Consider the following 20,339-nt stretch of genomic DNA (forward strand, 5'->3'; position numbering starts at 1 on the left):
CGGTTACATTCCGAACCCGGAAGCTAAGCCTCACAGCGCCGATGGTACTGCAGGGGGGACCCTGTGGGAGAGTAGGACGCCGCCGAACAATCTTTCAGAGAAAGCCCCCTGACGGGAAGTCAGGGGGCTTTCTCGCGTTTCCGGGGTAGTGCGGGTAACCTGCGCGAATGCAGAACCTGACGTTGACGTGGCAAACCTCGGCCGGTGCCTCCGCGGTGCTGTACACTGCGGCGTTCGCCGTCAGGAGGGGGGTGGCGCGGCGGGCCGAGGGGGAGGTGCGGCGGCGTCGGGCGGGGACGGCGGCGGACGTGCTGCGGGAGGCGGGGACGCTGCTGGCGTTGTTCGCGCTGTGGCAGGTGGTGGGGCACCTGTCGTTGATGGGGACGGACCACGCGCTGGAGCGGGCGGAGTGGATCCACCGGACGGAGGGGGATCTCGGGCTGCCGGACGAGGCGTCCTGGCAGCGGGCGGTGGTGGGGCATCCGTGGCTGGTGCAGGGGGCGAACTACTACTACGCGACGATGCACTTCGGCGTGATGCTGGTGGTGCTGATGTGGTTGTTCCTGCGGCACCGGGCGCGCTACGCGTGGGTGCGGACGACGGTGGTGGCGACGACGGCGGTGTGCCTGCTGATCCAGTTCGTTCCGGTGGCGCCGCCGCGGATGCTGCCGGGGAGCGGGTTCGTGGACCTGGCGGAGCAGTACGGGCAGTCGGTGTACGGCAACGCGGTGGCGGGGGTGGTGGCGGACCAGTTGTCGGCGATGCCCTCGGTGCACGTGGCGTGGTGCGTGATCACGGCGATGGCGGTGGTCTCGGTGGCGCGCGGGCCGTGGCGGTGGCTGATGGTGGTGCACCCGGTGGTGACGGTGTGGGTGGTGGTGGTGACGGCGAACCACTTCTGGGCGGACGGCCTGGTGGCGGTGGTGATCCTGCTGACGGTCTACCTGGTGCAGGCGGCGGTGTCGGGGTGGCGGCAGCGGGAAGGCCGGCCGGACGGGGAGCCGCGGGACGTGGCGCGGGAGCGCGAGCACAGCGCGGTGCGACCGGGCTGAGGGCGGCGGCGCGGGGAGGTGGCCGGTCAGCCGGGTTGGGCGGAGAGCAGGGCTTCGGTGAGGGCGGTGCGGTAGTAGCGGCCCGGGGTGCTGGTGGCGGCGACCAGGCGGGCGTCGAGCAGGACGGTGAGGTGGTCGTCGACGGCGGCGGGGCTGAGGCCGGTGCGGGCGGCGAGTTGGGTGGTGTCGCGCGGGCGGTCGAGAGCGGCCAGGAGTTCGGCGCGGGCGCTGCCGAGCAGGCGGCCCAGGCTGGCTGGCGGGGTGCACGGGCCGGGGACGGGGGCGGCGGAGGCGGGGTAGACGACGGCGAGGCGGGCGTGCGACGCGTCCGGGAGGAGCCAGCCGTGGCGGGCGCTGGTGGGGACGAGGAGCAGTTCGGTTATCGGGTGCGGGGGAAGGTCGGGAGCGGTGAGGCGGAGGCGGCCGTCGGGGAGCCAGCGGTGCTGCGGGCCGAGGTGGGGGAGGGCGGCGGGCCAGCCGTGGTGGGCGGCGCGTTCGCGGCGGGCGGTGAGGTCGGCGCGCAGCGCGTGCAGGCGGGCGGGCCATTCGGGGCGGACGACGTGCTGCCACGTCCAGTCGAGGAGTTCGGTGAGGGCGGGTGGCAGGTCGAGGGCGGTGAGGTCGAGCAGGCGGGGGTCGGCGTCCGGGTCGGGGACGGGCAGGCGCAGGACGGTGGGCCAGTCGGACGGGCGGCGGTCGGCGAGCCAGGCGGCGGAGTGCGGGGCGGCCGCGAGGTGGGCCCGGAAGGCGGGCTGGTGGGTGGCGAGCCAGTGGCGGCGCCAGGGCTCGGGGCGGATCTCGGCGAGGATGCCGACCGCGGCGACCGTCTCGACCAGGGGGGAGAGGGCGAAACGGCACGCGGCGAGACACTCCGTACCGACCAGCCAGTGACCCATCCGTCCCCCTCCGCACGCAGACAGTAGCAACCGGAGGTGAACGGGGCAGGGGAATGCGGGAGGTGGGGGGGGGGGGGGGGGGGGGGGGGGCGCCCCCCCCCCCCCCCCCCCCCGCGGTCAGCCGAGGCGGCGGCGCAGGCCCCAGGAGGTGAGCGCGGCGAGGGCGGCGGCGAGGACCAAGTAGAGGCCGGTCTCCGCGAGTTGGAAGGTCCAGTAGCGGTCGGCGGGCTGGTAGTCGACGGCGACGTACAGGTCGACCCGGGCCACGCAGGAGCCGTCCGGGGGGAGGGGGCCGGAGCTCGGGCAGGGCAGGGAGGCGAGGGTGAGGACGCGGCCGGTGGCGTCGCGCGCGGGCTGCGGGGTGCGGCCGGAGAGCACCCAGCCGTCGGGGACGTCGAGGACGGCGATCAGGCGGGAGTCCGGGCCGAGGCGGCCGTCCGGGGTGTCGAAGCCGGCGAACGAGCCGTGGCGGGTCGACCCCTCGCCCAGGGCGACCAGTTCGTGGACGGGCTGCTGCAGGTGCGGGCGGACGGCCAGCGGCACCAGGACCTGGACGGCGGTGAAGACGGCCAGCGTGACGGCCATCGCGGCGAGGGTGCGGCGCAGGAACAGGCCGGTGCAGGCGCCGAGCGCGACCGCGAAGGCGGCGTAGCCGAGCGGGACGAGGCCACGGAGGTCGAACAGCAGCGGCTGGAAGCGGTCGTGGTCGAAGCGGTCGAACGGGGCGGCGTACCAGGTCACCAGCAGGCTGAGCAGACCGGTGGCGAGGACCGCGGCGGCGGTGGTGAGCAGCAGCTTGGCGGCCAGCCAGCGGCCGCGGGGGACGCTCTGGTTCCAGACCGTCCGGTGGGTGCCGGTCTCCAGTTCGCGGGCGATCAGCGGGGCGCCCCAGAACGCGCCGATCAGTGCGGGGGCCAGCAGCACGAGCGCACCGGCGGCGAGGTAGGCGTTGCGTCTGCCCTGGATCACCTGCTCCAGGTCGAAGCACTGGTTGAGGCCGCAGTCGGTGGGCAGGCCGTGCAGTTCGTGGCGCAGCCGGATGCCGTCCACCAGCAGGTAGGCGGCGGCGAGGACGAGCAGGGCGGCGGCGGTGAGGAACTGGGTGCGGTGCTGGCGCCAGGTCAGCCAGGTCATCGTTGCGGCTCCGGGGCGTGGCGGGGGTCGGCGGGCGCGGACTCGGACGGGTCGGACATGTAGTGCAGGACCAGGTCCTCCAGGCCGAGCGGCTCCATCACCCAGGACGGGTCGTCGACGGGGGCCGCGGCGCGGACGGTGAAGGTGCTCTGGCGTCCGGTGTGCTCGGCGCGCAGGACGTGCAGGGCGGCGGGCAGCGAGGTGGCGTCGCGGCGGGCGGTGGTGAGCCGGAAGTGGGTGGCGAGCAGGTCGTCGATGTCGCCTTCGGTGCGGACCCGGGCGTCGGCCAGCACGACCAGGTGGTCGCAGACCCGCTCCAGGTCGGAGAGCAGGTGGGAGGAGAGCACCACGGTGGGCTGCGGTTCGGACTCGGCGACGAACTCCATCAGGCCCTGCAGGAAGGTGCGCCGGGCCAGCGGGTCGAGGGCGGCCACCGGCTCGTCCAGCAGCAGGAGTTCGGGTCGCTTGGCGACGGCGAGGGCGAGGGCGAGCTGGGCGCGCTGGCCGCCGGAGAGCCGGCCGGCCTTCTGGGCGGGGTCGAGTCCGGCCTGCCGGACGCGGCGCTCGGCGAGGGCGGCGTCCCAGCGGGGGTTGAGCCGGGCGCCCATCCGCAGGTGGTCGGCGACGGTGAACGTCGGGTAGAGGGGGGTGTCCTGGGCGACGAAGCCGACCCGGGCGAGTTGGCCGGGCGGGGCGCCGAACACCTCGATGGTGCCGCTGGTCGGGGTGAGCAGGCCGCAGGCGAGTTGCAGCAGGGTGGACTTCCCGGCGCCGTTCGGGCCGACCAGGCCGACGACGCTCCCGGCCGGGACGCTCAGCGTGCAGTCGGTGAGGGCCGGGCGGCGGCCGTAGCGCTTGTGCAGCGCCCGGGCTTCGACGATCGCGGTCATCGCTCCTCTTCGGTGGGACTTCGGACGGTCTGGCGGAACAGCGCCTCGATGGACTCCTCGTCCAGCCCGGCGGCCCGGGCGGCGGCCAGCCAGCGGGCCAACTCCTGTCGCAGCGGCTCGTGTTCGGCCACCGCGGGGGCGCCGAGGGTGCCGCTGACGAAGGTGCCGACGCCGGGCTTGGGGGAGACGAGCCCCTCGTTCTCCAGCTGGCGGTACGCCTTGAGCACGGTGTTGGGGTTGATCGCGACCTTCGCCGCGACCTCCTTGACCTTGGGCAGCCGGTCCCCCTCGGAGAGCAGGCCCAGGCGCAGTGCCTGCCGCACCTGGTGGACCAGTTGCAGGTAGGGGGCGACGCCGGACCGGGGCTCGATGTGGAACTCGATCACCGCAACCTCATTTATCTAGGTTCCTAGCACTATAGAACTGACGGACCGTCGGCCTTGTCAAGTAAATGATCGCAAGCGGGAGTTGACCTGCGGACATGCCGGAGCCCGGGCGCCGTGGGGGTGGCGTCCGGGCTCCGGGACGAGCGGTGGTGCGGCGGTGCGGCGGTCCGACTACCTGACCGGCAGGGCGACCCGGCCCCAGCGGCCGCCGGTCAGCTCGGCGGTGGCCGAGTACCAGGCGACCAGGCCGGAGACGGCGGCGACCCAGCCGCCGACCTTGCCCCAGCCGGAGGCGTCGCCGAACGCCCCGATGGCGCTGAGCACCAGGGAGACGGTCAGCAGGCCGTAGACCGCGCGGGTCAGCAGACCGGCGCCCCAGGAGGCGGCGGTCAGGGTGAGCGCCAGCAGCGCCCACAGCAGCAGGAACAGGCCCGCGGTGTTCTTGCCGGCCGGGCCGGCCGCGGCCCAGGTCGCCCAGAAGGCGCCCAGGGTGGTGAACGCGGTGCCGCTGAAGCGGTCGCCGCCGCGGAACTGCCAGAGGCCGGCGACGAACAGCGTCACGCCGCCGACCAGGTGCGCCAGCGAGGAGGCGCCGCCGGCCGAGGTGCCGCTGAGGACACCGGTGCCGAGCAGGCCGTACGCCAGCAGAGTCAGACCGAGGGCCAGGTAACCGAGCGGACCCGCGTCAGCGGATCGGGCGTTCGCCCCGGAGGCTTCGTTGCTCACCGGAGGCTCCTTTCACTCTGCGCCAGGGCATGGCGAGATCACGGTGAAGGGTGGGTGCGTGCGAGGTGGTGCCGGGTGCCGGGTCGTGGGCGCACCGATGGGAGGGTGCGGCGGCTGCGGCGGATGAGAGAACCGACGGCGCGGCCGTCGGTCATGCCCTCCGGGGTGGAAGCCCCCGGTGCTTACGGTGTACCCGGCGACCCGGTCTTGTACCCTTGTGAATCACGCAGAATGAGCAAGTGTGAGCAAACCGTGACCAGTTCGAGTGGTCGCCCCGGTCAGTTCCGGCGCTGGGTCGGAATGCGCAGCGTCAGGATCGCCATGTCGTCGGACGGCGGCTCGGGCGCGAAGCGCTCCACCGCCCGGTGCACCCGGGCCGCGACCGCGCCCGCGGTCAGGCCCGCGCAGCCGGTCAGCACCTCGACCAGGCCCTCGTCGCCGAGCATCCGGCGGCCCTCCCGGCGCTCGGTCACGCCGTCCGTCACGCAGAGCAGCACCTCGCCCGGGGAGAGCACCAACTCCTCGGCGGTCAGGTCGAGTTCGTCCATCACACCGAGCAGCGGCTGCGGCGAGGCGGCCTGGTCGACCTGCCCGTCGGTGCGCAGCCGCAGCGGCAGCGGGTGGCCGGCGCAGACCAGCGACAGCGCGGTCGAGCCGTCCTCGCGGGGCGTCAGCTCGCCGTACAGCAGGGTCAGGAAGCGGGCCCGGCTGCCCTCCTCCAGGATCGCCGCGTTCAGCCGGGTCAGGACCTGCGGGGCGCTCAGGCCCTCGCGGGCCAGCAGGCGCAGCGAGTTGCGGGCCAGGCCGGTGACCGAGGCGGCCTCCGGGCCGGTGCCGCAGACGTCGCCGATCGCGAAGCCGTAGGTGCCCTCGCGGATCGGGAACAGGTCGTAGAAGTCGCCGCCGACCTCGTTGCCCTCGCCCGCGGCCTGGTAGAACACCTCCACCTCGACGCCCGGGATCTTCGGCAGCTCCGGCGGCAGCAGGGCGCGCTGGAAGGCCTGGCTGGTGGCGGTGCGCTCGGAGTACAGGCGGGAGTTGTCCAGGGCCAGGGCGGCCCGGCGGGAGAGGTCCTCGCCGAGCTCCAGGATCTCCTGGCGGAACCGGACGCCGCGCCGGGTGCCCAGCACCAGCAGGCCGATCACCCGGTTGCGGGCGGACAGCGGCAGCACCACCGTCTCGCCGAGGTCCGGGCCGACCGGGTGCCCGAGCGCCCGGGCGGTCTCGGCGAGCGCCGTCCACGGGCGGGCGCCGGGACTGGGCACCGCCTCCGGGGCGGGGGACTTGTCGAGCAGGGCGCGCAGCGCGTCGATCCGGTCCTCGTCCTCGTGCAGCACGAAGGCGAGTTCGGCGCCCGCCGCCACGTCCGGCGTGGTGTAGACGGCGCACCAGGAGGAGAGCGTGGGAACGGCCATCTGCGCCATCAGGGCCAGCGTCTGCTCGTGCTCCAGGGTGCCGGCCAGCAGGTCGGAGGCCTCCACCAGGAAGGACAGCGAGCCGCGCCGCAGCCGCTCCAACTCGCTCAGCCGGGCGCTCTCCAGGGCCAGCGCGATCCGGTCGGCGGCGAACTGCAGCCGCAGCGCGTCCTCGTTGTCGTAGCGGCCGGGGGCGGCCGCGGCCACCCCGAGCGAACCGGTCAGGCGGCCCTCGACCTTGAGCGGGACGGTGATCAGCGAGCGCAGCTCGGTGCCGTCGAGCAGCGGGGCGGCGCCGGTCGGGCGGACCGCCAGGTCCTCGTGGACGGCGGGCAGCCGGGCCGAGTCGAAGCGGCCCGCACCGGCGTCGATCGGCATCCGGGAGAAGCGCCGGGACGGCCCGGCCAGGCCGGTGGCGGCGCGCAGTTCGAACTCGGTCTCGTCCTCGCTGGTGAGCAGCAGGTAGGAGGCGTCCGCGTCCAGCAGGTCGCGGGCGCGCTCGACGATCCGCTGCAGCAGGCTGGACAGGTCGTCGGGGGAGACCGGGCCGACCAGCAGGTCCAGCGGCTCGACGGCGGTGGTGGCGCCCTCCGCGGCGCCGGGCGTGCCGGGGGTGCGCAGCACCGCGCGGTCGGCCTCCCGCACCAGCACGCACAGCACGGTCGGGGTGCCGCCGCTGTCGCGCAGCCGCACGTGGGTGCCGTACACCTCCTGCACCGCGCCGTCGCCGCCGCGCACCGCGTACGAGCCCTCCCAGCGGGCCAGGCGCAGGGTGTCGCCGAGGCCGAGGCCGGGGGTCTGCGGCCAGACGGCCAGCTCGGCCCAGGGGCGGCCGAACACGGCGTCCGCGGGCCGGTGGAAGAGCGACTCGGCGTCGGCGTTCCAGTGCCGGACCCGCCCGTGGTCGTCGAGCTGCACCACGGCGACCCGCACCGGCCCGTCCGCGGCCGGGAGCTCGCCGCCGGGCAGGCTGGGCAGCGCGTACCGGGTGCCGGGCTGCTGCTCGGGCAGGGCGAGGCGGAACCAGACGGTCTTGCGGCCCGCCGCGTACTCCACGCCCCAGCTGCTGGACAGCGCCGAGCACATCAGCAGGCCGCGGCCGCCCTCGCCGTCCGGGTCGGCGTACCGCTCGGAGTTCATCGTCACGTTGGCGAAGGAGGGCAGGCCGCGCTCCGGGTGCCGGTCGCTGACCTCGATCCGGACGGTCTCCTCCTCCTGGAGGCAGACCACCTCGGCGGCCGTCCCGGCGTGCACCACCGCGTTGGTGACCAGTTCGCTGACCAGTACCACGGCGTCGTCCACCACCTCGGGCACGCCCCACCCGAGCAGGGCGTCCCGGACGAAGCCGCGGGCCGCGGCGGCCGACCGGTCGACCGGTTCGAAGGTGGCGGCTGCGCGCGCGGTGACCACGGCCACGTCTCCTCTGCTGCTGGTCCGACGGAAGATGGGGAAGCTTACGGGCGGTGCGGCGGGCGCGGTGCGGCCCCGCCCCGGCCCGGTGCGGCCCTCCACCCTACTTTCCGGTTGGTACCCAGTGGGGCCGGGGCGCCGAAACAGGCCCCTGGGGGTGATTTCGTCCACCACTTTCCCTGCTCGCCGACAAAACCCTCCGCAACCGGTCCGACACCGGGGAGCAGTGCTGCCACACTGGGGGGTCCGCGTGCCGTCACCGCCGCAGTACGGTCGAGGGGGACGGCGCGGGAGCGACGGCGGACGCCTTCTCCTCCCGCGGCGGTGAACCGAGTCAGGACCTGGGAGGGCCCCGTTGAGTTCGGCGACCAAGGACGTGTCCGGTACGACGACCGCCGCTGCGCGAGGCGCCCGCCCGGTGCCGCCGTCGCGGGCCGGCGGCGGGCGGCGCCCTGGCCCGGGGCGCGGCGCGGAGCCCGCGGAGCTTCGCAAGCTGCTGACCGCGCTGACCGCGATGCGGGACGGCAACTTCCGCCGTCGGCTGACCTTCCCCGGCGACGGCCTGCTGGCCGAGATCGCCGCGGTGTTCAACGAGGTCGCCGACCGCAACCAGCACCTGACCGGCGAACTGGCCCGGGTGCGCCGGGCGGTGGGCCGCGAGGGCCGGCTCTCCGAGCGGCTGGAGAGCGGCGTCGGCGAGGGCGCCTGGATGGCGGCCGTCGACAACTGCAACGCGCTGATCGACGACCTGGCCCGGCCGATGGCCGAGGTCGGCCGGGTGCTGTCCTCGATCGCCGAGGGCGACCTGACCCAGACCATGGAGCTGCGCTCGCTGCACACCACCGGGGCCAGCTACCCGCTGCGCGGCGAGTTCCTGAAGGTCGGCCGGACGGTCAACGGCCTGGTCGACCAGCTGTCGGAGTTCACCGACGAGGTGACCCGGGTGGCGATCGAGGTCGGCACCGAGGGCAAGCTCGGCGGCCAGGCCCGGGTGCGCAGCGTCTCCGGCTCCTGGAAGGACCTGTCGGACTCGGTCAACACCATGGCCGGGCGGCTGACCGCGCAGGTGCGCAACATCGCCGAGGTGACCACCGCGGTGGCCCGCGGCGACCTGTCGCGCAAGGTCACGGTGGACGTCGACGGCGAGATGCTGGAGCTGAAGAACACCGTCAACACCATGGTGGACCAGCTCAACTCCTTCGCCGCGCAGGTCACCACGGTGGCCCGCGACGTGGGCACCGAGGGCCGCCTCGGCGGCCAGGCGCAGGTGTCGGGCGTGGCCGGCGTGTGGCGCGACCTGACCGACTCGGTGAACTTCATGGCGGCCAACCTGACCGCGCAGGTCCGCAACATCGCCGAGGTGACCACCGCGGTCGCCAAGGGCGACCTGTCGCGCAAGATCGAGGTCGACGCCCGCGGCGAGATCCTGGAGCTGAAGAACACCATCAACACCATGGTCGACCAGCTGTCCGGCTTCGCCGAGCAGGTCACCCGGGTCTCCCGCGAGGTGGGCACCGACGGCATCCTCGGCGGGCAGGCCCAGGTGCCCGGCGTGGCCGGGGTCTGGAAGGACCTGACCGAGAACGTCAACTCGATGGCGAACAACCTGACCAGCCAGGTCCGCGGCATCGCGCAGGTCACCACCGCGGTCGCCAAGGGCGACCTGTCGCAGAAGATCCAGGTCGATGCCCGGGGCGAGATCCTGGAGCTGAAGAACACCATCAACACCATGGTCGACCAGCTCTCGGCGTTCGCGGACGAGGTCACCCGGGTCGCCCGGGACGTCGGCACCGAGGGCATCCTCGGCGGCCAGGCCAGCGTGCCCGGGGTCTCCGGCACCTGGAAGGACCTCACCAACTCGGTGAACCTGATGGCCAACAACCTGACCAGCCAGGTGCGTTCGATCGCCGAGGTGACCACCGCGGTGGCCCGCGGCGACGTCTCCAAGAAGATCACCGTCGACGCGAAGGGCGAGATCCGCGAACTCGTCACCACCGTCAACACCATGGTCGAGCAGCTGTCCGCGTTCGCCGACGAGGTGACCCGCGTCGCGCGCGAGGTGGGCACCGACGGCATCCTGGGCGGCCAGGCCCGGGTCTCCGGCGTCTCCGGCATCTGGCGCGACCTGACCGACAACGTCAACCTGATGGCGTCCAACCTGACCAACCAGGTCCGCAACATCGCCGAGGTCGCCTCCGCGGTGGCCCGCGGCGACCTGTCCAAGAAGATCGCCATCGACGCGGCGGGCGAGGTCGCCGCGCTCGCCGACACCCTGAACACCATGGTCGACCAGCTGTCGGCCTTCGCCGTCGAAGTCACCCGCGTCGCGCGCGAGGTGGGCACCGACGGCATCCTGGGCGGCCAGGCCAGCGTCCCCGGCGTCGCCGGGATCTGGAAGGACCTGACCGAGAACGTCAACCTGATGGCCAACAACCTCACCGGCCAGGTCCGCAACATCGCGCTCGTGATCACCGCCGTCGCCCGCGGCGACCTCTCGCAGAAGATCGACGTGGACGCCCGCGGCGAGATCCTGGAGCTCAAGACCAGCATCAACACCATGGTCGACCAGCTCGGCGCGTTCGCCGACGAGGTCACCCGGGTCGCCCGCGAGGTCGGCACCGACGGACGCCTCGGCGGCCAGGCCCGCGTCCCCGGCGTCGCGGGCACCTGGCAGGACCTCACCGAGTCGGTGAACGAGCTGGCCAACAACCTGACCCGGCAGGTGCGCGCGATCGCCCAGGTCGCCACCGCCGTCACCCGCGGCGACCTGTCGCCGCGGATCAACGTGGACGCGTCCGGCGAGCTCGACGAGCTCAAGGACAACATCAACCAGATGATCGCCAACCTGCGCGAGACCACCCGGACCAACAAGGAGCAGGACTGGCTCAAGTCCAACCTGGCCCGGATGTCCGGCCTGCTGCAGGGCCGCCGCGACCTGTCCGCCGTCGCCTCGCTGATCATGAGCGAGCTGACCCCGGTGGTCTCCGCCCAGCACGGCGCCTTCTTCCTCGCCCAACCGGCCGGCCGGGCCGCCGAACTCGTCACCGAGGACGACGACGAGAACGACGTCGTGCTGCGCCTGATCGGCAGCTACGGCTACCACCGGCGCACCATGCCCACCACCTTCCGGCTCGGCGAGGGCCTGATCGGGCAGGCCGCGGTGGAGAAGCGGCCGATCGTGCTGAAGGAGACCCCGCCCGGCTACCTGAAGATCTCCTCCGGCCTCGGCGAGTCCTCCCCGGCGCACGTGGTGGTGATGCCGGTGCTGTTCGAGGGCCGGCTGCTCGGCGTGATCGAACTCGCCACCTTCTCCAGCTTCACCACCGTCGCGCTGGACTTCCTCAACCAGATCGCCGACCAGATCGGCGTGACCGTCAACACCATCTCGGTCAACACCAAGACCGAGGGGCTGCTGCTGGAGTCCCAGCGACTGACCGCCGAACTCTCGATGCGCTCCGCCGAGTTGGAGGCCCGCCAAGAGGAACTGGAGCGCACCAACGAGGAGTTGCAGGAGAAGGCCGAGCAACTCGCCCAGCAGAACCGCGACATCGAGATCAAGAACAGCGAGATCGAGGAGGCCCGGCAGATCCTGGAGGAGCGCGCCGAGCAACTCGCGCTGGCCTCCCGCTACAAGAGCGAGTTCCTCGCCAACATGTCGCACGAGCTGCGCACCCCGCTCAACTCGCTGCTGATCCTGGCCAAGCTGCTCTCCGACAACAACGAGGGCAACCTGTCGGCCAAGCAGGTCGAGTTCGCCGAGACCATCCACGGCGCGGGAAGCGACCTGCTCCAGCTGATCAACGACATCCTCGACCTGTCCAAGGTCGAGGCGGGCAAGATGGACGTCCGCCCGGCCCGGATCGCGCTCGTCCAACTGGTCGACTACGTGGAGGCCGCGTTCCGGCCGCTGGCCGCCGAGAAGAACCTGGACTTCGCGGTCCGGGTCTCCCCGGACCTGCCGGTCACCCTGCACACCGACGAGCAGCGCCTGCAGCAGGTGCTGCGCAACCTGCTCTCCAACGCGGTGAAGTTCACCGACGCGGGCGCGGTCGAGCTGATGATCCGCCCGGTCGCGGGCCAGGAGATCCCGCAGCACGTGCGCGAGCAGCTGCTGGAGTCCGGCACCATGGCCGACCCCGACGAGCCGCTGATCGCCTTCTCGGTCTCCGACACCGGCATCGGCATCCCCGGCAACAAGCTCCGCGAGATCTTCGAGGCGTTCAAGCAGGCCGACGGCGGCACCAGCCGCAAGTACGGCGGCACCGGCCTGGGCCTGTCGATCAGCCGGGAGATCGCCCGGCTGCTCGGCGGCGAGATCCACGTCGAGAGCGAGATCGGCCGCGGCTCCGCCTTCACCCTCTACCTGCCGCTGCGCAGCGAGGGGCCCGAACCGGTCACCCTGGAGCGCGCGGGCGCCCCGCGCGCCCTCGAAGCCCCCCGCACCCCCGCCGAGCAGTGGACCCAGGAGGCCCGCGGCCTGGTCGAGGAGCGCCGCCGCTCCACCGTCGAGCGCCGACGCCCCGCCGACGCCCCCCGTCCCGCCGAGGAGACCGTCCCGCGCCAGGGCGAACCCGCCCGCCCGGCCGGCGCCCCGCCCCGCTTCGACGGCGAGCGGGTCCTGATCGTCGACGACGACATCCGCAACGTCTTCGCCCTCACCAGCGTGCTGGAGCAGTACGGCCTGACCGTGCTGTACGCGGAGAACGGCCGCGAGGGCATCGAGATGCTGGAGCACAACGAGGACGTCGCCCTGGTGCTGATGGACATCATGATGCCCGAGCTGGACGGCTACGCGACCACCGAGCACATCCGCCGGATGCCCCGCTTCTCCGGCCTGCCGATCATCGCGCTGACCGCCAAGGCGATGAAGGGCGACCGCGAGAAGAGCCTCCAGGCGGGCGCCACCGATCACATCACCAAGCCGGTGGAGACCGACCACCTGCTGGCGGTGATGCGCCAGCACCTGCCCGTCAGGTGACCGCCACCCGCGGGGGCCCGCTCCGGCTGGCCCCCGCGGGCGGGAACCCGGTAGGGTCACCGCTCGTTGCCAACAGTGACCGGACGGTGACGCCCGGCACCGGGCCTGTGGCGGGCGAGGGGGTACGGCTAGCATGACCGGGGCAGTGATGGGCGGTGCGAAGGTGCCGGCCCTCGGGAAACAACCGGCAGGAGGGCGGGTCCTGGTGCAGAAGGCGAAGATCCTCCTGGTCGACGACCGTCCGGAGAACCTGCTCGCCCTGGAGGCGATCCTCTCCGCGCTCGACCAGACCCTGGTGCGCGCCTCCTCCGGCGAGGAGGCGCTCAAGGCCCTACTCACCGACGACTTCGCGGTCATCCTGCTGGACGTCCAGATGCCCGGCATGGACGGGTTCGAGACCGCCGCGCACATCAAGCGCCGCGAGCGGACCAGGGACATCCCGATCATCTTCCTGACCGCGATCAACCACGGCCCGCACCACACCTTCCGCGGCTACGCGGCCGGTGCGGTCGACTACATCTCCAAGCCCTTCGACCCGTGGGTGCTGCGGGCCAAGGTCTCCGTCTTCGTCGACCTGTACCAGAAGAACACCCAGCTGAAGGAGCAGGCCGCGCTGCTGCGCCTGCAGCTGGAGGCAGGCGCCGAACCGGCCATCGGCGGGGCGCTGCTGGGCGAGCTGTCGGCCCGGCTGGCCGCGGTCGAGGAGCAGGCCGAGGCGCTCACCAAGCAGCTGGAGGCGGGCTCCGACGGCGGCGCCGCGGCGACCGCCGCGCACCTGGAGCGGAAGATCGCCGGCCTGCGCGGGGCCCTGGACGCGCTGCGCCCGGGCTCCGGCTGACGGGCCGTCAGGGTCATCCGTCCGGGTGATTCCCGGGCGGCTGACGGCGGGTCGGCGACACAACCCGCCGAAGTGCGCCCGCGCATGTCCGCGGCCCGGGTGCGCCGGTAGGCTGCCCCCATGGCCACACGAACGCCCGGAAGCGCCGCCGCACGCACCAGCAAGCCCGGGCCGGCCAAGGGCGCACCGGCCAAGAAGGCTCCGGCGAAGAAGGCCGCCCCCGCCAAGAAGGCCGCGCCCGCCAAGAGGGCCCCGGCCAGGAAGGCGCCCCCCGCAGCTCCGCCGCCCCCGCCGAAGCGGCCGATACTCTTCCGGGCCGTCCGGGCGCTCTGGCTGGGCCTGGCGCACTCGGTGGGCGCGCTGTTCCGCGGCTTCGGCCACGGCGCCCGCAACCTGCACCCCGAGCACCGCAAGGACGGGGTGGCGCTGCTGCTGCTCGCCCTCGCCCTGGTGACCGCCGCCGGGACGTGGTTCAGCCCGCAGGGCTGGCTCGGCGAGGCCGCCACCAACGTGGTCTCCGGCCTGTTCGGCCGGCTCGACGTGCTGGTGCCGTTCCTGCTCGGCGCCCTCGCCGTCCGGCTGATGCGCCACCCCGAGGTGCCGGAGGCCAACGGCCGGATAGCGATCGGCCTGAGCACCCTGGTGGTCGGCGTCCTGGGCCTGGTGCACATCGGCTGCGGCGGCCCCGCGATGGGCGCGGGCGCGACGAGGATCCGGCAGGCCGGCGGTCTGCTCGGCTGGGGCGCCTCCACCCCGATGATGGCCGCGGCGGGCCCGCCGCTGGCCGTCCCGCTGCTGCTGCTGGTCGCGTTCTTCGGCCTGCTGGTGGTCACCGCGACCCCGGTCCACCGCATCCCCGAGCGGCTGCGGCAGCTCGGCGTGCGGCTGGGCGTGGTCGAGCCGCTGCCCGGCGACGAGGCCTTCCAGGACGTCGACGCGCCCACCGGGGAGCGCGCGTACTCCACCGCCCCGCCCGAGGACGCCGACCCGGACGCGCTGCCGATCACCGTCGAGAACGACGAGCTCTCCGCCCGCCGCAGTCGCCGCCGCCGCAAGGCGGAGGCCCCGGAGGGGACGGAGCCGACCGAGCCGCTCCCCCTGGAGAAGGACCCGTACCGGACCCGGGACCTCGCCGCCGGGGTGGCCGCCGACCTGGACGGCGCGCTGCTGTACGGCGTGCCCGGCTCGCCCGCGGTGGCCAGCATGGTCGGCCAGGTCAAGGACAACACCGCCCCGCCCGAGGAGCCGTGGGCCCCCGAGGTGCCCGCGGCCCGGGCCGCCGACGCCTCCGAGGGCCACGGCCAGGCCCCGGTGCGGATGGAGCAGCTCCAGCTCTCCGGCGACGTCACCTACGCGCTGCCCTCGCTGGACCTGCTGGAGCGCGGCGCCCCGGCCAAGGCCCGCTCCCAGATCAACGACGACGTGGTGGCCCAACTGACCGGCGTTTTCGCCGAGTTCAAGGTCGACGCGCGGGTCACCGGCTTCACCCGCGGTCCGACGGTGACCCGCTACGAGGTCGAGCTCGGCCCCGCCGTGAAGGTCGAGCGGATCACCGCGCTGGCGAAGAACATCGCCTACGCGGTGGCCACCCCCGACGTGCGGATCATCTCGCCGATCCCCGGCAAGTCCGCGGTCGGCGTGGAGATCCCCAACCGGGACCGGGAGATGGTCACCCTCGGCGACCTGCTGCGCTCGCGCGCCGCCGCCGAGGACGGCCACCCGATGGTGGTCGGCATGGGCAAGGACGTCGAGGGCCACACCGTGATGGCCAACCTGGCGAAGATGCCGCACGTCCTGGTGGCCGGCGCGACCGGCGCGGGCAAGTCCTCCTGCATCAACTGCCTGATCACCTCGGTGCTGGTGCGCGCCACCCCCGACGAGGTCCGGATGGTGCTGGTCGACCCCAAGCGGGTCGAGCTGACCGCGTACGAGGGCATCCCGCACCTGATCACGCCGATCATCACCAACCCGAAGAAGGCCGCCGAGGCCCTCCAGTGGGTGGTGCGCGAGATGGACATGCGCTACGACGACCTGGCGGCCTACGGATTCCGGCACGTCGACGACTTCAACGCCGCCGTCCGGGCCGGCACCGTGCAGCCGCCGCTGGGCAGCGAGCGCGAGCTGACGCCCTACCCGTACCTGCTGGTGATCGTCGACGAGCTGGCCGACCTGATGATGGTCGCCCCGCGCGACGTCGAGGACTCGGTGGTCCGGATCACCCAGCTCGCCCGCGCCGCGGGCATCCACCTGGTGCTGGCCACCCAGCGCCCCTCGGTGGACGTGGTCACCGGCCTGATCAAGGCCAACGTGCCGTCCCGGCTGGCCTTCGCCACCTCGGCGATGGCCGACTCCCGGGTCATCCTCGACCAGCCCGGCGCCGAGAAGCTGATCGGCAAGGGCGACGCGCTGTTCCTGCCGATGGGCGCCTCCAAGCCGGTCCGGATGCAGGGCGCCTTCGTCACCGAGGCGGAGATCGCCAAGATCGTCCAGCACTGCAAGGACCAGCTGACCGCCCGCTACCGGGACGACGTGGTGGTCGGCGGCGGGCCGAAGAAGGAGATCGACGAGGAGATCGGCGACGACCTCGACCTGCTGATCCAGGCCGCCGAGCTGGTCGTCACCACCCAGTTCGGGTCGACCTCGATGCTCCAGCGCAAGCTGCGGGTCGGCTTCGCCAAGGCCGGCCGGCTGATGGACCTGATGGAGTCCCGCGGCATCGTCGGCCCCAGCGAGGGCTCCAAGGCCCGCGACGTCCTGGTCAAGCCGGACGAACTCGATGGTGTGCTGCTGGCCCTCCGGGGGTAGACGGCGGGCGGTCGCGGGCCGGGGGCCGCCGTGACCGCCCGTCAACTTCTGTTGCGAGACTGTGGCACGTTCGGGCCCCCTCCGGTTGAGAAACGTTCCACCCCCACCCCTAGACTGGTGCCTCAGCAGGTGGCCTCCGCTCGAAAGGCGTGCCCAGTGACCATCGGCAAGTCCCCCCGCCGCTCCGCCCCCGACTCCTCCGCGCCGATTCCCGCCGAGGAGTCGAGTCGTGCCACCGCCGGCGGGCCGAGCATCGGGCGGCAGCTCGCCAGGGCCCGGATCGACGCGGGCCTGACGGTCGACCAGGTCAGCACCCGTACCAGGATCCGGGTGCCGATCGTGCACGCCATCGAGTCCGACGACTTCGAACGCTGCGGCGGCGCCTTCTACGCCCGCGGCCACCTGCGCCTGCTGGCCCGCGAGGTCGGCCTGGACGGCGAGGCGCTGGTCGCCCGCTACGACGCCGAGCACGGCGGGCCCGCCGCCCTGCCCGCCGGGCAGCTGCTCGACACCGGCCCGATCAAGGTCCGCGACCACAACCGGCCGAACTGGACCGCCGCGATGGTGGTCGCGATCCTCGCCGTGGTCGTGCTGATCGGCTACAACCTGGTCGGCTCCTCGTCCTCCGGCGGCAACCAGCCCGGCGCGGCCAGCGCCCCGCTGCCCTCCGGCGTCTCCGCCCCGGCCACCGGCTCGCCGTCGGCCCAGCCGCCCGCCCCCGAGAGCAGCGTCGCCGCGATCGCCGCCGCGCCCGCCGACAAGGTCACCGTCAAGCTGGTCGCCGGGGCGGACAAGAGCTGGGTCACCGCCAAGGACGGCAACGGCAAGTCGCTGTACTCCAACAACCTGGAAGCCGGCCAGGACCAGACCTTCACCGACCCCAAGAAGATCACCCTGGTGATCGGCAACGCCGGGGCCGTCCACCTGTTCGTCAACGGCAAGGACCTCGGTCCGGCCGGTCAGGACGGCCAGGTGGTGCACCTCACCTACACCCCCGGCGACCCGCAGGCGGGCTGAACCGGGGCGGATCCACCCACTGCGGCAACGCGCGCGCCCTCCGGGGGGAACTCCACCGGGGGGCGCGCGTTAATCTTGGCGTCATGCCTGAAACCCGCACTGTCGCCCTGGTCACGCTCGGATGCGCCCGCAACGAGGTCGACTCCGAGGAACTCGCCGGGCGACTCGAGGCCGACGGCTGGCGACTGGTCGACGACGCCAGCGAGGCCGACGTCGCCGTCGTCAACACCTGCGGGTTCGTCGAGGCCGCCAAGAAGGACTCCGTCGACGCCCTCCTGGAGGCCAACGACCTCAAGGGCCACGGCCGCACCCAGGCCGTGGTCGCGGTCGGCTGCATGGCCGAGCGCTACGGCAAGGAGCTCGCCGAGGCCCTCCCCGAGGCCGACGGCGTGCTCGGCTTCGACGACTACGCCGACATCTCCGCCCGCCTGAACACCATCCTCTCCGGCGGCCACGTCCAGGCCCACACCCCCCGCGACCGCCGCAAGCTGCTGCCGCTCACCCCGGTCGAGCGGCAGGCCGCCGCGGCCGCGATCGCGCTGCCCGGCCACGGCGCCCCCGCCGACCTCCCCGAGGGCCTCGCCCCCGCCTCCGGCCCGCGCACCCTGCGCAAGCGCCTGGACGACGCCCCGGTCGCCTCGATCAAGCTCGCCTCCGGCTGCGACCGCCGCTGCTCGTTCTGCGCCATCCCCGCCTTCCGCGGCTCCTTCGTCTCGCGCCGTCCTAGCGACGTCCTGAACGAGGCGGTCTGGCTGGCCGGGCAGGGCGTGCGCGAGGTCGTCCTGGTCTCCGAGAACAACACCTCCTACGGCAAGGACCTCGGCGACATCCGCCTGCTGGAGACCCTGCTCACCGAGATCGCCGCGGTCGAGGGCATCGAGCGGGTCCGGGTCAGCTACCTGCAGCCCGCCGAGATGCGCCCCGGCCTGATCGACGTGATGACCGGCACCGACAAGGTCGTCCCGTACTTCGACCTGTCCTTCCAGCACTCCGCGCCCGCCGTGCTGCGCCGGATGCGCCGCTTCGGCTCCACCGAGCAGTTCCTCGGCCTGCTGGAGTCGATCCGCGCCAAGGCCCCCGAGGCCGGGGCCCGCTCCAACTTCATCGTGGGCTTCCCCGGCGAGACCGAGGAGGACTACGCGGAGCTGGAACGGTTCATCACCCACGCCGGGCTCGACGCCATCGGCGTGTTCGGGTACTCCGACGAGGACGGCACCGAGGCCGCCGGGTACGACGGCAAGCTCGACCAGGACACCGTGAACGACCGCGTCGCCCGGCTCTCCAAGCTCGCCGAGGAGCTGACCGCGCAGCGCGCCGAGCGGCGCGTCGGCAGCGAGGTCACCGTGCTCGTCGAATCCGTCGAGGACGGGGTGGTGGAGGGCCGCGCCGCGCACCAGGCCCCCGAGACCGACGGCCTGACCACCCTGCTCGGCGTCGAGGACGCGGTGGTCGGTCGCTCCTACCGGGCCGTGGTGACCGGGACCGAGGGCGTCGACCTGATCGCCGAGGCCGTCGCGGCCACCGCCGAGGCGCCGGAGCTCGCCGGAGCCGAGGTATGACCAAGGGGCCGGGGGCCCCGGCCGCCACCCGGCCGACCCCGGCCGCCGTCCCGCCGCAGCCGGGCGTGTGGAACATCGCCAACGTGCTGACCATGTTCCGGCTGGTGCTCGTCCCGGTCTTCGCCGCGCTGCTGTTCGCCGACGGCGGCCACGACCCCGAGTGGCGGGCCTTCGCCTGGGCGGCCTTCGCCGTCGCGATGATCACCGACGTCTTCGACGGGGCGCTGGCCCGCCGCAAGGGCCTGGTCACCGACTTCGGCCGGATCGCCGACCCGATCGCCGACAAGGCGATCATGGGCACCGGCCTGATCGGCCTGTCCCTGCTCGGCGACCTGCCCTGGTGGGTCACCGCGGTGATCCTGGCCCGCGAGCTCGGCATCACGCTCATGCGGTTCTGGGTGATCCGCTACGCCGTCATCCCGGCCAGCCGCGGCGGCAAGATCAAGACGCTGGCCCAGGGCACCGCGGTCGGCATGTACGTCCTGGTGCTCACCGGGCCGCTGGCCACCGCCCGCGCCGTGGTGATGGGCGTCGCGGTGCTCCTCACCCTGGCCACCGGCCTGGACTACGTGCTGCAGGCCGTCCGGCTGCGCCGCGAGGGCATCGCCAGGGAGCGCCGCGGTGGGTGAGCGCCCGGCCGCGGCCCGGGCGCTGGCGGCGCTGCGGGCCGAGGGCGCCACCCTGGCCGTCGCCGAGTCGCTCACCGGCGGCCTGCTGGCCGCCGCCCTGGTCGACGTCCCCGGCGCCTCCGCGGTGTTCCGCGGCTCGGTCACCGCGTACGCCACCGAGCTGAAGGCCTCCCTCCTCGGCGTGGACGAGGGCCTGCTCGACGTGCACGGGCCGGTCCACCCGGTGGTGGCCCGGCAGATGGCCGAGGGCGTCCGCCGCCTGCTCGGCGCCGACTGGGCGCTGGCCACCACCGGCGTGGCCGGCCCCGATCCGCAGGACGGGCAGCCCGTCGGTACCGTGTACGTCGCCCTCGCCGGACCGGCGGGAACAGAAGCGCTCCCGCTCCGGTTGTCGGGTGGGCGTGACACGATCCGGCACGGTTCGGTGGACGCCGCGCTGGAGCTGCTGCTCCGGCGGCTGGCACCGGGCAACGGCTGAGCTTCGCCGAAAGACCCGGCGGAGCGCGGTGAAAACCGGCGAACCCACCGCACCCGGCGGGGGATCGTGTTAGACCGGATGCCCCGGCCGGACGGAAGACGGCCGGGGGCGAATTGCGTCGACCCG

At 73.4% G+C, this 20,339-nt stretch carries 14 protein-coding genes and 1 rRNA gene; 9 read left to right on the forward strand and 6 right to left on the reverse strand.

Annotated features, from left to right (window positions below):
- Positions 1–88: ribosomal RNA gene (rrf, locus tag ACFY00_RS26460) — 5S ribosomal RNA — on the forward strand; the annotation flags it as partial.
- 79 nt (positions 89–167) lie between these two features.
- Complete coding sequence (locus tag ACFY00_RS26465; protein WP_388034053.1) at positions 168–1,052, forward strand: phosphatase PAP2 family protein; 885 nt, start codon at positions 168–170, stop codon at positions 1,050–1,052.
- Positions 1,053–1,078: 26 nt separating this feature from the next.
- Here the strand turns inward: ACFY00_RS26465 and ACFY00_RS26470 are convergent, their stop codons facing one another.
- From ACFY00_RS26470 to ACFY00_RS26495, 6 genes are all read right to left on the reverse strand, one after another.
- Positions 1,079–1,948 carry an ArsR family transcriptional regulator gene (locus ACFY00_RS26470; protein WP_388034054.1) on the reverse strand — a complete coding sequence of 290 codons (870 nt, stop codon included), beginning with the start codon at positions 1,946–1,948 and terminating at the stop codon, positions 1,079–1,081.
- 117 nt (positions 1,949–2,065) lie between these two features.
- Positions 2,066–3,082: an ABC transporter permease subunit gene (locus tag ACFY00_RS26475; protein WP_388034055.1), complete on the reverse strand. Its 1,017-nt coding sequence runs from the start codon at positions 3,080–3,082 to the stop codon at positions 2,066–2,068.
- Positions 3,079–3,972 carry an ABC transporter ATP-binding protein gene (locus ACFY00_RS26480; RefSeq protein ID WP_388034056.1) on the reverse strand — a complete coding sequence of 298 codons (894 nt, stop codon included), beginning with the start codon at positions 3,970–3,972 and terminating at the stop codon, positions 3,079–3,081. The genes ACFY00_RS26475 and ACFY00_RS26480 overlap by 4 nt, the downstream gene beginning before the upstream one ends.
- Entirely contained in the window at positions 3,969–4,358 is a 390-nt protein-coding gene (locus tag ACFY00_RS26485) for a GntR family transcriptional regulator (protein WP_388034057.1), read from the reverse strand. Before ACFY00_RS26485 ends, ACFY00_RS26480 begins: the two co-directional genes overlap by 4 nt.
- Before the next feature lie 171 nt (positions 4,359–4,529).
- Positions 4,530–5,084, reverse strand: coding sequence for an acetate uptake transporter (locus ACFY00_RS26490; RefSeq protein WP_388034058.1), 555 nt, complete (start codon positions 5,082–5,084; stop codon positions 4,530–4,532).
- A gap of 278 nt (positions 5,085–5,362) precedes the next feature.
- Positions 5,363–7,909, reverse strand: a complete 2,547-nt coding sequence (locus tag ACFY00_RS26495; protein ID WP_388034059.1) for a SpoIIE family protein phosphatase — start codon at positions 7,907–7,909, stop codon at positions 5,363–5,365.
- 514 nt (positions 7,910–8,423) lie between these two features.
- Here ACFY00_RS26495 and ACFY00_RS26500 point away from each other — a divergent pair.
- The 7 genes from ACFY00_RS26500 to ACFY00_RS26530 all read left to right on the forward strand — a co-directional run bounded on the left by ACFY00_RS26500 (position 8,424) and on the right by ACFY00_RS26530 (position 20,213).
- Positions 8,424–12,887, forward strand: coding sequence for a HAMP domain-containing protein (locus ACFY00_RS26500; RefSeq protein WP_388034129.1), 4,464 nt, complete (start codon positions 8,424–8,426; stop codon positions 12,885–12,887).
- 202 nt (positions 12,888–13,089) lie between these two features.
- Positions 13,090–13,725, forward strand: a complete 636-nt coding sequence (locus ACFY00_RS26505; RefSeq protein ID WP_285738811.1) for a two-component system response regulator — start codon at positions 13,090–13,092, stop codon at positions 13,723–13,725.
- Positions 13,726–13,845: 120 nt separating this feature from the next.
- The gene (locus tag ACFY00_RS26510; RefSeq protein WP_388034060.1) at positions 13,846–16,530 is read left to right on the forward strand and encodes a DNA translocase FtsK; all 2,685 of its coding nucleotides are present in this window, start codon (positions 13,846–13,848) and stop codon (positions 16,528–16,530) included.
- Between the two features lie 156 nt (positions 16,531–16,686).
- The gene (locus ACFY00_RS26515) at positions 16,687–17,547 is read left to right on the forward strand and encodes a helix-turn-helix domain-containing protein (RefSeq protein ID WP_388034061.1); all 861 of its coding nucleotides are present in this window, start codon (positions 16,687–16,689) and stop codon (positions 17,545–17,547) included.
- Positions 17,548–17,630: 83 nt separating this feature from the next.
- Positions 17,631–19,106, forward strand: coding sequence for a 30S ribosomal protein S12 methylthiotransferase RimO (gene rimO / locus ACFY00_RS26520; protein WP_388034062.1), 1,476 nt, complete (start codon positions 17,631–17,633; stop codon positions 19,104–19,106).
- Entirely contained in the window at positions 19,103–19,735 is a 633-nt protein-coding gene (gene pgsA, locus ACFY00_RS26525) for a CDP-diacylglycerol--glycerol-3-phosphate 3-phosphatidyltransferase (RefSeq protein ID WP_388034063.1), read from the forward strand. Before rimO ends, pgsA begins: the two co-directional genes overlap by 4 nt.
- Entirely contained in the window at positions 19,728–20,213 is a 486-nt protein-coding gene (locus ACFY00_RS26530; protein WP_388034064.1) for a CinA family protein, read from the forward strand. Before pgsA ends, ACFY00_RS26530 begins: the two co-directional genes overlap by 8 nt.
- Positions 20,214–20,339 lie beyond the last annotated feature (126 nt).

The organism is Kitasatospora sp. NPDC001540, from assembly GCF_042894345.1.
Lineage (GTDB): Bacteria > Actinomycetota > Actinomycetes > Streptomycetales > Streptomycetaceae > Kitasatospora > Kitasatospora phosalacinea_C.